Origin of the sequence: Pedobacter gandavensis (assembly GCF_014172405.1) — a bacterium.
GTDB classification, from domain to species: domain Bacteria; phylum Bacteroidota; class Bacteroidia; order Sphingobacteriales; family Sphingobacteriaceae; genus Pedobacter; species Pedobacter gandavensis.
On record NZ_WNXC01000001.1, the window covers coordinates 433755 to 446860 of the forward strand.

The 13106-nt window shown below is 40.7% G+C and carries 10 protein-coding genes; all 10 read left to right on the forward strand.

All coding sequences use genetic code 11. The features are described from left to right. The first annotated feature begins 8 nt into the window (after positions 1 to 8). The 10 genes from egtD to GM920_RS01735 all read left to right on the forward strand — a co-directional run bounded on the left by egtD (position 9) and on the right by GM920_RS01735 (position 13105). Positions 9 to 983, forward strand: a complete 975-nt coding sequence (gene egtD / locus GM920_RS01690; protein WP_182952880.1) for an L-histidine N(alpha)-methyltransferase — start codon at positions 9 to 11, stop codon at positions 981 to 983. 65 nt (positions 984 to 1048) lie between these two features. After that, complete coding sequence (locus GM920_RS01695) at positions 1049 to 1429, forward strand: VOC family protein (protein WP_182952881.1); 381 nt, start codon at positions 1049 to 1051, stop codon at positions 1427 to 1429. A 123-nt stretch (positions 1430 to 1552) separates the two neighbouring features. Next, positions 1553 to 1927, forward strand: a complete 375-nt coding sequence (locus tag GM920_RS01700; RefSeq protein WP_182952882.1) for a hypothetical protein — start codon at positions 1553 to 1555, stop codon at positions 1925 to 1927. A 162-nt stretch (positions 1928 to 2089) separates the two neighbouring features. Then, positions 2090 to 2767, forward strand: a complete 678-nt coding sequence (locus GM920_RS01705; RefSeq protein WP_182952883.1) for a hypothetical protein — start codon at positions 2090 to 2092, stop codon at positions 2765 to 2767. Between the two features lie 7 nt (positions 2768 to 2774). Beyond that, entirely contained in the window at positions 2775 to 3929 is a 1155-nt protein-coding gene (locus GM920_RS01710) for a TlpA family protein disulfide reductase (RefSeq protein ID WP_182952884.1), read from the forward strand. A 130-nt stretch (positions 3930 to 4059) separates the two neighbouring features. Continuing rightward, positions 4060 to 4428, forward strand: a complete 369-nt coding sequence (locus GM920_RS01715) for a (R)-mandelonitrile lyase (RefSeq protein WP_235964399.1) — start codon at positions 4060 to 4062, stop codon at positions 4426 to 4428. Positions 4429 to 4579: 151 nt separating this feature from the next. Then, a complete protein-coding gene (locus tag GM920_RS01720) occupies positions 4580 to 7081 on the forward strand; it encodes a glycoside hydrolase family 2 TIM barrel-domain containing protein (RefSeq protein WP_182952886.1) in 2502 nt (833 codons plus the stop codon). A 145-nt stretch (positions 7082 to 7226) separates the two neighbouring features. Next, positions 7227 to 7730, forward strand: coding sequence for an FUSC family protein (locus tag GM920_RS01725; protein WP_182952887.1), 504 nt, complete (start codon positions 7227 to 7229; stop codon positions 7728 to 7730). Positions 7731 to 7829: 99 nt separating this feature from the next. After that, positions 7830 to 9713: a 7TM diverse intracellular signaling domain-containing protein gene (locus tag GM920_RS01730; RefSeq protein WP_182952888.1), complete on the forward strand. Its 1884-nt coding sequence runs from the start codon at positions 7830 to 7832 to the stop codon at positions 9711 to 9713. A 305-nt stretch (positions 9714 to 10018) separates the two neighbouring features. Then, complete coding sequence (locus GM920_RS01735) at positions 10019 to 13105, forward strand: SusC/RagA family TonB-linked outer membrane protein (protein ID WP_182952889.1); 3087 nt, start codon at positions 10019 to 10021, stop codon at positions 13103 to 13105. The last annotated feature ends 1 nt before the right edge of the window (position 13106 follow it).

Genomic DNA, 13106 nt, shown 5'->3' on the forward strand with positions numbered 1-13106 from the left:
AGGGCGATATGGATACAATTAAAACAGAAGAGCGCGTGACTGTATTGGCCCAATTCAGGAAAGATATTCTCGCTGGATTACAGGCTGAGCCAAAGTTTATGCAGGCAAAATATTTTTATGACCAAGCGGGTGATCTTCTTTTTCAGCAGATTATGAAAATGGATGAATATTACCTGACCAATGCAGAGATGGAGATATTTGTTAAGCAAAGTGGAGATATTGCCAATCTGATTGCCAGAGAAAGTAGCTCTTTTGACCTGATAGAACTTGGTGCAGGTGATGCCACGAAATCGATTCATTTGTTGACAGAACTTTGTAACCGTGACTTGGAGTTTAGCTATTTTCCAATAGATATTTCGGCACAAATGGTTGCTCATCTGGAAGATTTTTTGCCGCGACAATTGCCTGGATTATCAATTAAGGGGTTGAATGGAGATTATTTTGAGATGCTGGATAAAGGCATTGCCCTTTCCAACCGTAGAAAGGTAGTGCTTTTTATGGGCGGAAATATTGGGAATATGGATGTGGAAGAAGCTAAAGAATTTTGTCGCAAGCTGAACAATTCCCTGTCAAAAGGTGATTTATTGATCATCGGTTTTGATCTAAAAAAAGAGCCAAAGCAAATATTGGCTGCTTATAATGATGCTAAAGGAATTACTGCGGCATTCAACCTTAATTTACTCAGTAGGATCAATAGGGAGCTGGATGGCGATTTTGAGCTGCAAAATTTTGAGCATTACGCCTGTTATGACCCAGAGTCAGGCGCTTGTAAAAGCTACCTGATTAGCTTAAAGGCTCAAGCTGTTCATATTGCTGGAGAAACGATCCATTTTGCACCATTTGAGGCGATTTATATGGAGATTTCACAGAAATACTCCCTTCAGGAGATTGAGGCTATTGCAGTAGCCACTGGATTTCATGGTAAACATCGTTTTTTTGATGCACAAAAGTATTTCGTAGATGCCGTTTGGCTGGTTGATTAAGCTTGTCGTTTTGAGCATTAAAAACTTTATCTGTAGTGGTTTGTCTTTATTATAAAAGAAAAGCCATGTTTAGAAATTCAAAATCATTTAGCTCGTTTTCAGTGGATGATCTGGAAAAAGCAAAAGCGTTTTATGGAGGTGTAATGGGATTGGAATTGAAAGATGATCCCATGGGGATTCTGGAACTCCAGGTTGCCGGATCCAGCCCAATTGTGATCTATCCAAAGTCCAATCATCAGCCCGCAACCTTTACTATCTTGAATTTTCCTGTTCAAAATGTGGCCGATGTTGTGGATGAGCTGGAAAAAAAAGGAGTTCAATTTGAACATTATAATGAGCCGGATTTTAAAACAGACGAAAAAGGAATTTTTAGAGGGGGAGGACCTGTAATTGCTTGGTTTAAAGATCCTGCAGGGAATATTCTTTCCATCCTGGAAAAGACTTAAAAACCCATTTCCTGATCTATAAAAACAGCTTTTTATTTAAAGTATTGACCTCTTTTTAGCCGATGAAAATCCATATTGGCATGGGCTTTGTAACTGATGTGTTACAATAAAACACATCATATTATGAAAAAAGCAATTAGAATTTTCAGTTTACTTTTAATCGCTACGACGATTATGATCGCCTGTAAGAAAGACAAAGATCCAGCTTCTACAGACTTGTTTGTAGGTACCTATAAAGGCTCGGTTTCTTACACCAAAGATGGTAATACCATCACTAGTTCTGATGGGAAAGTTACAGTGAGTAAAGTAGGGGATACCTACAGTTTCTTTTTCGGTAATAATATTCCTGATATCACTGGTGTGAAATTTGAAAAATCAGGAGACAACAGTTATGTCAGTATCGGAAATGGGTTAACCGGGATCAAGATTGATGCAAGTACCCTTAAAATGTTAGTGAGCAAAGAAGGAGCAACCTGGACAGCAGATTGTACCAGGTAAATGTATCTATTCATATTAAAACGAGGGCGACAAAGTGATTTGTCGCCCTCGTTTTGTTTTAGGATTTGTGCGGATTAAAAAAACCTACTAAAGACTTAGTTATATCAATTATTATTTCTACATTTAAATAATTAATCAGGCTGTAATCAAATGTATCACTTTATGAAAAGAGTTGTTTTGTTGTTTTTATTATTCCCATTTTCATCAATGGCTCAAACCATTAAATTTACGGTTCAGGGGACTGTTGAAAATCCCAAAGGTGCAAAGTTTGCGTACCTGACCACCAAGTCTCAACAAGTTCCTGTTTCCAGTGATAAGATTTTTCTGGTCGTCCCTGTGGTAGATGGGAAATTTGAAATAAAGGGAAGCTTTGACCTTGTCGGAAAGGATATGCAATATGCTAGTCTATTGCTTGATGAGAGAGGGGATATCTCACAAGAAGAGGTAAACTCTAAATTTAATCAGTTCATCTGGGTTACTGGAAGGGAAAAATTTATGAGAAGGATGATTCTGGAAGATGTCAAATTTGAAGTGCTGGAACGTGATGAATTGAAAAATGGTAAAATCGTGTCGGGCGGGAAATTGACGAAAGAATTAAGGGAATTGGAAAATGCGAATAAGGCAGCCGACAGATCAACGCTTGATTTTATCAGAAATCACCCAGATTCGCCAGTTTCTTTTGAGGCGGTTGGCAATGTAACTAGTCTTTATAATCCTAAAAAAAAGGAATATTTCGAGGGTATTTGGGGTTCCCCAAAGGAAATGTATGATTTGCTTTCTCCGAAGCTAAAGAACAGTAAAAAAGGCCAGGCATTAAAGAAAAAAGTTGACGCTTTATAAAACCGAAATGAGACTTAAAACTACCCTGTTTGTGCTGTTAATCAGCACAACGATGACTGTATTTGGACAGGTTGAAACTGCATCGAAGTTTATATTAACTGCTGACTTGAGTCAGCTAAAAGTCCAGCCGTTGAAAGCTGTAATTACAAAAGACGATCTTGCAGGTTACGGGAGTACCGATGAAACCTATTTGATCAGCGAAAGAAAATTCCGCTATGAGAAAGCATTCTCTGAACCAGGACGCGTAAATCTCCAACTACATTGGCCCGGAAAAAAAATGAGTATCATTTCCTTCTGGGCTGGTCCCGGCATTTACCAAATGAAAATTAATGAGGATTTAAAGCTGGAAATACTAAAATCCGCATCCTCTGTTATGGGCGATCAGGTGTTGGCTTTGAAAAAAGAAGAGCAGGGCTATAAACTTAAATTAGACAGTCTTTTGAATGGTCTAAGTTATGAAGGGAAAAAAGTAGCCGAAGTGGAAAAGAGAATGGATGTGCTTAGAGATTCCATATCACTGATCATTGACAGAGACATTTATAAGAAATATGCATTAGCTCACCTGGATTCTCCAGTGGGTTTGTTAGCCCTGTACACTTATGCAGAACGGCCTTTTGGAGGAGACCGGATGACAAAGAACCCTGAAGAAATACAGGCCATTCTGAGTCAGTTCAATGGAGAGGTCAAGAAACTACCTTCTGCAAACAAATTGATGAGCAAACTGGCATTGGGGCAGCGGCTTGTTATAGGGAAAACCCTGGAAGATATCGCTCTGGCTGATACTGTTGGGAAATTGGTTAAGCTCAGTGATTTTAAAGGTAAGTATGTGTTGGTAGATTTTTGGGCGAGCTGGTGTGTTCCATGCCGTAAGGAAAGCCCTGTACTCATTAAAGCTTTTAAGAAATACAAACCGCTTGGTTTTCAGATTCTTGCCGTCACCAGAGATGATAAATCGGCGAAGACGAGCTGGCTGGAGGCCATTAAAATGGACAAAGTAACTGCATGGCCACAGCTGAGTGATTTTGATAATATAGCTGTAGAAAGATATGACATTAAATATGTGCCTAGCAATTACCTCTTAGATCCGAATGGCGTAATTATCGGGAAAGACCTGAGAGGGGAGCAATTGGAGGCCGCATTAAAGAAAATATTCAAGCAATAGCCTTAAGCGCTGATTTGAGCCCGCTATCTTTATATCAATTACAGTATTACCTACCATTATTACTGATTCAGATGTGGTATTGATGTAAAAAGGGGGCTCAACCGGTAACTTTGAATAAATGAAAACACTCATGGAAAGTAAACGATCACATTTTACCGGATCAGTAAAGATCGATCCATTAATTAATTCACAGGCCCCAGCCCATCTTTCAATGGCGATGGTCACCTTCGAAGCCGGAGCACGTACTTCCTGGCATTCCCACCCATTAGGGCAAACTCTAGTAGTCATGGCAGGTGCAGGCTGGATGCAACGGGAGGGTGGCCCCATTGAAGACCTACTTCCGGGGGATGTACTTTATTTCTTACCTGGCGAAAAGCATTGGCATGGGGCCACAGCAACCACGTCGATGAGCCATGTCACCGTTCAGGAAAAGCAAAATGATTCCCTGGTCAATTGTATTGCAGTGGTGACCGACGAACAATATCTGAAATCTCCATAATCGCCGCGACAGTTTTCCAGGAATTTAAGCAGCAAAGCTTCTTTATCTCCATAAACGTTCCGAATGATCTGGTTTTAACATATATTTAGCCATCAGTATTATATTATACATAATACTGGATAAGTGAATCGGTTAGAACGTTAAAATTACTATGAAAAAGAATTATTTTGCTGTTATTCTACTGTCATTAAGCATGATGTATGGGACCACAATAGCGCAAAGCAGGTCCGAATTGTTACTGGAAGAGAATTGGAGATTTACCAGGGAAGATCAGGAGGGTTTTACCTCCGTTAATTACAATGACAGTAAATGGCAGCAGGTTACAGTTCCCCATGATTGGGCAATTTATGGGCCTTTTAGTGCCAATAATGACAAACAACATGTGGCCATCGCACAGGATGGTCAAAAACAAGCTTCCGAGCACGCTGGTCGGACTGGAGGATTGCCATTTGTTGGCGTAGGCTGGTATCGCAATAAGTTTATGGTACCCAAATTTAATAAGGGTAAAAAGGCGACCATCATCTTTGATGGTGCAATGAGCAATGCCACGGTTTACCTCAACGGTAAAAAGGTAGGTTTCTGGCCTTATGGTTACAATACTTTTCATTTTGACATCACGGAGTTTTTGGAAGCTGGAAAAGAGAATACTTTGGCAGTACGTTTGGAGAATTTCCCTGAATCCTCAAGGTGGTATCCTGGTGCAGGATTATATAGGAATGTTCATGTGGTCGTAACGGAAGCGGCACACATTCCTGTTTGGGGAACACAGCTCAGTACACCGGTAATTAACAAGGAGTTTGCCAAAGTAAATATCAAGACAAAACTGGTAGGCGCAGATCAGCATGCAGTGGAAAACTTCCTGTTGTCCACCGAAATTATGGATCCTAAAGGTAAAGTCGTTTCAGTTGTTAAAACGCCATTGAGCAAATATGATCAGGATGTTTTTAGCCAGGAATTGGTGGTGCTAAACCCGGTATTATGGGATACAGAAAATCCTGCTTTGTATACTGCCGTTTCTAAATTGTACGAAGGAAATGAGCTTCGCGATGAATATAAGACCACTTTTGGCATCCGGTCCATAGAAATTATTCCCAATAAAGGTTTTTTCCTAAATGGGAAAAGAACGCAGTTTAAAGGGGTATGTTTACACCATGACCTTGGCCCATTAGGTGCTGCTGTAAATGATGCCGCAATCAGAAGGCAAATTCGTATCATGAAAGATATGGGCGTAAATGCCATCCGAACTTCTCATAATATGCCGGCACCCGAATTTGTAAAGGCTTGTGATGAAATGGGAATGATGTTGATGGCTGAAACGTTTGATGAATGGAAGGAGCCAAAGCAAAAGAACGGCTATAACAAGTATTTCGACCAATGGGCAGAAAAGGACCTGGTGAATCTGATTCATCATTACCGAAATAACCCGAGTGTGGTGATGTGGTGTATCGGAAATGAAGTTCCTGAGCAAGGAATGGTTGGTGCTGCTAAAATAGCAAAGTTTCTCCAGGACATCTGTTTCCGGGAAGATCCTAGCCGTTTTGTAACCCAGGGAATGGACCAGCCGGGATCGGTGATCAATAATAATTTTGCGGCAACAATGCAGGTGGCCGGATTTAATTACCGCCCATTTGCTTATCCTGAAGCTTATAAAAAACTACCTCAACAATTGATTCTCGGAACGGAAACGGCTTCGACCATCAGCTCCAGAGGAATTTATAAGTTCCCGGTAGTTAGACGTTCAATGCCTATCTATGAAGATTTACAGGTTTCTTCCTATGATGTAGAGCACTGTGGCTGGTCTGACCTGCCAGAAGATAACTTTATTCAACATGATGATTTACCTTATGCGATAGGGGAATTTGTGTGGACAGGTTTCGATTATCTTGGTGAGCCAACACCTTATTATACAAATTGGCCAAGTCATAGTTCCTTATTCGGGATTGTAGACCTTGCGGGAATTCCTAAAGACCGTTATTACCTGTATAGAAGTCATTGGAATACGGCAGCGAATACGCTTCATATTCTTCCAAGCTGGAACTTCAAAGATAGGGTAGGTCAAACCACTCCGGTTTTTGTCTACACAAATTACCCAACTGCGGAACTGTTTATCAACGGTAAAAGTCAGGGGAGAAAAACAAAAGATACCACGTTTACGGTGTACAATACTGGTGATAAAAAGTCGTTGAACGATTTTGATCGTCAGAAAAGATACCGCTTAATGTGGATGGACACGAAATATGAGCCCGGAACAGTAAAGGTGATTGCTTATGATGCGAAAGGAAATATGGCAGAAGAAAAAGAAATCCGTACTGCAGGTAAGCCGCATCATTTAGAATTGAAAGCAGACCGTATGCAGTTGGCTGCAAATGGCAAAGACCTTTCTTTTGTACTGGTAAATGTGGTGGATAAAGATGGCAATCTATGTTCGGAAGATACCAGAGAGATTAGTTTTAAAGCTAAGGGGGCAGGTAAATTCCATGCCGTAGCCAACGGAAACAGCGCAAGTCTGGAATCTTTTCAAGCGCCTAAAATGAAAGCTTTTAGCGGACAGCTAACTGCCATTGTGAAGTCGGATGAAAAACAAGGTGTTATTTATTTTGAAGCAAGTGCAAAGGGCTTGAAATCTACGGTAATAAAAATCGAGGTGAAATAATCTGTTGCATCCTAAAATTTAAGGAGGGGCTGGTCATCATTTATGATCCAGCCCCTCCTTTTTTTTAGCCATAGGATGAGCCCGATACGATCAATTTTTGATGATAGGCGCAATGCTTTTTTGTTTAAATTAGCGCTAGCTGCTTATGGAAAGAATAGAACTCAACAGGTCCGCTTATTCCACCTATTTCATTTATTTAATGAAGTGCTTAACCGGGGTAATTATTTGTTATCTTTTGTATAAGTATATCCCCCAATATCCCTTTTATTGGTCCTTGGTTTCTGTTGTGGTGGCACTTTCACCGGATAACAGCAATACGCTTGCTTATGATCGGATGAAAGCAAATTTACTGGGTTGTGCAGTAGGTCTTTGTCTGTATCCTGTGCATATTTCCTATGTACTGATCCTATGCATCGGAGTGACTTTGACGATTGTGATCGGGATCGCTTTCCGTGTGACGCAAACTTTGCGAAGTGCATTGGCAGCACTTGTGATCGTTACGATCCAGGAGCAGCTGGAAAAACACTGGTACATTGCCGTAGAACGGGTCGGTTGCGTTGTAGCTGGCTGCCTTGTGGCTTTACTCGTGACCATGTTTTATAACGATCTGCTAAAACGTCTGTTGGAAAAAAAGGGAGTAAAAGGCTAATGTTTTCTAGTAGAATTTACTATCATTACGGCAACTAAATATAATCTGCAAAATTCTAGCTCCTCAGCAATGAATTAATCGCTTCATGTTGAATACTAAATGATGAAAATTTCTGGCGTTGTTTTTCTTTTTACCCTTGCTATCCTCAGTATTTTAAACCTTCCTACCCAGGCTCAGCTTCCGGTAAAAATTGACGACAAGGTACCTCATCATATCTTTAATTATGGAGAGATCGAGTCCCTGGCAGATACTTCGGGAACCCTGACAATCCAAGATATTCTGAGGCCTGAACTAGCAAGTAAATTCAGTAAAAGCAAGATTTATACCCCAAAAATATTTAGCCTGAATTCGACTTACTGGTTTAAGATCAAGATCAAGTATACGCCACAATCCAGGGAGAATTGGGTACTTGAATTTTTCGATCAAACGATTGAAGACGTTCAGGTGTATGCACCCATTGGTCCTCATAAATACCAACAATTTAAGTTTGGTGCAAAATACAAGTTCGATCAGCGGGAATATGCGCATAAGAATTTCCTCCTGAATCTCGATAACTCCAAAGAAGGGGAAGAGACTTATTACATCAGAATAAAATCTTCGCAATCAGCGAGCGTCATCGTTGTGCTTAGAAATATGCGCTGGTTTGTCCATTATGCGACGGAAGAGTACATGTTTTTCGGGCTTTTTTATGGAATGATCGTCGTTTTCAGTTTTTACAATTTACTCATGTTTATCGCCATTCGGCAAAAACAATATTTATACTATGTATTGTACAATCTGAGTATTGGATTGTATGAAACCTGTGTGGATGGCATTGCATTTCAGTACTTATGGCCAGATCATCCGGCTTTAAATCAATATGGCTACGGAATGGCTTTGTATTTAAGCAGCGTGTTTGGATTGCTGTTTACCTTGAATTTTTTATACCTGAAACATAAAGCGCCATTACTTTATAAAGCGATGATTGGAATGATCTTCATTAGGAGCTTGTATTTTATTGCCTGTCTTTATGACCATCATCTGTTCACCTACAAATTGGTGGAAGTAGTGCCTTTAATGATGGCATTATGCTCCGGTATTTACATTTGGAAAAAGGGTTTTAGACCAGCTAGATTCTTTGTGATTGGTTACTCTTTTCTCTTACTTGGTTTTATCATTAAAGGTTTGGTTTTACTCAATGTCTCCTGGTTACCATATGGTCCGATTACGCATTACAGCTTAAGTTTTTGCTTTGTGATAGAAATGATCCTGGTTTCTTTTGCAATCGGGGACAGCATCAGGGGCTTAAGACAGGAGCAGGATCGGGCTCAAAAGTTGATGATTGAGCAGCTACAGATCAATGAAAGGTTGAAGGAAACCTTGAATAAGGAGCTGAGCTCACTCGTTGATGAGCGGACGAAGGAGGTCAGCCAGAAGGCCGCAACAATTGAAAAGCAGCATGCAGAAATCTCCCTGATGAATGCCATGCTCGAAAAGGACAATCTGGAACTGCATGAAAATATCAAGAAAGTGAGTCGCGCAAGAGTGATGTCACTCGATGTGGATTTTGAAGAATTCAGTAAAATCTATCCTGACAGAGATACCTGCTTTAAATACCTTGCTGAACTCAAATGGACCAATGGCTATAGTTGTAAAAAATGCTTCAATACCCAACATCTTTCCGGTTTCCTGCCTTTTAGCCGCAGGTGTACTAAATGTGGTTATGATGAATCTGTAATTGCCCATACGATCTTTCAAAATAGCAGGATTCCAATCAATAAAGCATTCTACATGCTTTTCCTTGTTTACTCTACCAAAGGGAAAATTTCTTCTCACAAATTATCTCAATTGCTCCTGATTAGACAAAGTACCTGTTGGGCTTACAACAGTAAGATGCAAAAGCTGTTGGAGGAGAAAAATAAAGAGCTGAAAAATGCAGGTCAATCTGGCTGGAGTAAATTGATTTTTGAGGCTCCATCATTTGCCGAAAAACCAACGGTTTAGTCTTTTTTCAGCTTTCTCCATATCAGCATTCCCCTGTTTTTAGAAGAGAAATGGGGCTAATTGCCTATCTGGCTGATTTTTTATCCTGTTTTTTTTAATGTTTTTTTAGCGTATCGGCCTCCATTTCAGGATCGTCGCTAATTGCGTGATAATCAATGAAAATCTCTTTTAAGTCTTGAGTTTTAAGCGTATCATGTTGCTGTGTAACATGTTGTTTTGTAGATAGTTACGTTAATTTATTCTTGCTGTTTTGCTTTTGTTAGCCTAGTTTTATCGAACCATTTATAAACCTAACCAAGCAAAAAATGAAAAAAAGATTTACACTTTTAATGGTGTTCTTTCTAACCAGCTTTGTATTGGCCTATGCACAGGACCATACAGTGAAAGGAGTAGTGAAGGACAAACAAGGATCACCAATGCCGGGGGTATCCGTAAGACTAAAAAATTCTAAAACCGGCGCCTCTACAGATGGGAACGGGCAATACGCCATTAGTGTTCCTGGAAAAGCCACGCTGCTATTCTCAGCGATTGGTTATACTACGGTTGAAGTTCCAGTAAACAACCGCAGTCAGGTAGATGTGACCTTGCAGGAAGAAGCACAAGGCTTATCAGAAGTGGTGGTTATCGGATACGGAACCGCGACGAGAAAAGATGCCACAGGAGCAATTTCCAGTGTCAAAGCGACCCAGCTGGAAAATGAAAATCCACAAAGTGTGGCTGATATCCTAAAAGGAAATATTGCCGGCCTTTCCGTAGGATTAAGCACCAGTGCTAAAGGTGGTGGCGATTTACTTGTGCGCGGGAAATCAACATTAACCGCAGGAAGCTCGCCATTGATCGTATTGGATGGTGTAATTTATAACGGCCAGCTTTCCGATATTAACCCCAATGATATTGAAACTGTAGACGTTTTAAAAGACGCAAGTTCATTGGCAGTCTATGGGGCAAAAGCTGCAACCGGAGTGGTGGCAATCACCACAAAAAAGGGTCGTGGAGATCAACCTACCATAACTTTTAATACGAATGTAGGATTGGCTCAGCTGGCGCAAAATATGCGTCCATACACAGGGGAGGCTTTCCTGAATTGGAGAGGAGATGTCATGAGAAGCGGAGGAGCAACAGCTCCATATCTATATAATGACCCAAGAAATCTTCCAGCTGGCGTAACGATAGAGCAATGGCTAAATCTTAAACCAACAGATCCTGTGCCTACAGATCTTGTGGGCGTATGGTTAGGTAGATTGGGCTTGGTTGCCAACGAAAAAGCCAATTATATGGCTGGTAAAACGGTCGACTGGTATGATGAGATTTTCAGAACCGGATTGCGCCAGGACCATACTTTAAGTATGAGTGGCAAAAAGGATGAAATTAGCTATTACATGTCTTTAGGCTATCAGAAGAATCAGAATTTGATTAAAGGTGGAGAATTCAGCACCGTAAGAGCACGCCTAAACCTGGAAGGGCAGGCCGCTAAATTCATGACCATCGGGATTAATGCCCAATATGCAGATCGTGATGAGAGTGCTATTGAAGCGGATTGGGGTCAATTGATCAATCTTTCTCCTTATGGTGATATGTACAATCCAGATGGAACTTTAAGAAGGATTCCAACAGATGACAATGGTTTGAATGCCAGAAATCCTTTTCTAAACATGACTTATAACAGTCGGATGAACAGACAGAATACGCTGTTTGCCAGTTTATATACCAGGGTGAAACTGCCTTTTGGCATTACTTACCAGTTGAACTTTAGTCCGGGGATAGACATGTACCGGACATTTGACCATGCCTCTTCAAAGAATCCAAATGTAACCACCCCGGGAGGCTCGGCTACAAGATCCAATGAAACCAGGTATAACTGGCAAATTGACCATTTGCTAAAATGGAGTAAGACCATTGCCGACATCCATAGTTTTGATGTGACCCTCCTGGCAAATGCGGAGAAATATCAAACCTGGTGGACACAAGCGGGTAATGAAGGCTTTGTTCCAAGCGATGTTTTAGGCTACCATAACCTCTCTACCGGAATCAAACCAACCGTCAATGCGGAAGATAAAATCTATACCGGTGATGCTTTAATGGCCAGGTTGAATTATAGCCTGATGCAAAGATATAACCTGACCTTGTCTGTTCGTAGAGACGGCTATTCTGTGTTTGGTGTGAATTATAAAAGAGCGACTTTCCCTGCTGCAGCTTTTGCATGGGTATTTACAGAAGAGTCATTTCTTAAATCACTGACTTGGTTAGACTTTGGTAAACTGCGTGTTTCCTATGGTATCAATGGAAACAGAGACCTGAGAAATCCAGATAACAATACCGTTGATCCTTATGCCGCATTGGCCATTTTGGGTAGCGATAAGTATCAGACTGTAGACGGAAGTGGTACCGCCTCAACTGTAAACACCCTGGCAATTACCTCCAAAATGCAGAATGCAAACTTGCAATGGGAGCAAACAAAATCATTCAATGTGGGCTTGGATTTCTCTGTTTTGAAAGATAGAGTAACGGGTTCCGTAGATTACTATAATAAACGGACAAATCATCTCCTGGTGAAACAAACCTTGCCAAATGTAACGGGTTATGGTTATGTATATTCTAACGTTGCTGAAATTAGCAACAAAGGGATGGATGTTAGCTTAACTTCCAGGAACATCACCGATGGCTTCATCAAATGGAATACAACCTTCAATTTTTCGTTCTCCAGGAACAAAATCGTAAGTCTGGCATTACCTGCTGATGACCCTGGAAATGGTTGGTTTATCGGAAAAGATATCGATGTGATCTGGGATTATAAGGTCCTGGGTATATGGCAGGAGAACGAAATGGCTGAAGCTGCAAAATATACAAAAGGAGCAATTAAACCTGGTGATTTCAAGCTGGAAGATGTGAACGGAGATTATGCCTATAGTGATGCCGATAAGCAATTTTTAGGCTTTAGAAGCCCACGTTTTATTTTTGCCCTTAGGAATGAGTTCAATATTTTTAAGAATTTTGATTTCTCTTTCCAGCTGTTGTCTAACTGGGGACAGAAGAAGGAATATAACTCCGCAAAAAATCAACCTGGAAGTGTTGGCTTTGCACGTCAGAACTCTTATGTGCTTCCTTACTGGACGCCAGAAAATCCCATCAATGACTATGCAAGGCTGAGCTCTGGAACAAGCGGGACTAGTTTTAACGTCTTTCGTGACAATTCCTTTATCCGCTTAAACACAGTGGCTCTGGCCTATACGATTCCTCAAAATCTGATCAGCAAGCTTCGCGTTAAGAATGCAAAAATTTATGCGAATGTAAATAATGCTGCGGTGTATACCCGCAATTGGAATTACTGGGATCCAGAGAACAATGGTCCAACACCCAGATATTACACCCTGGGCTTAAATGTTTCCTTATAAG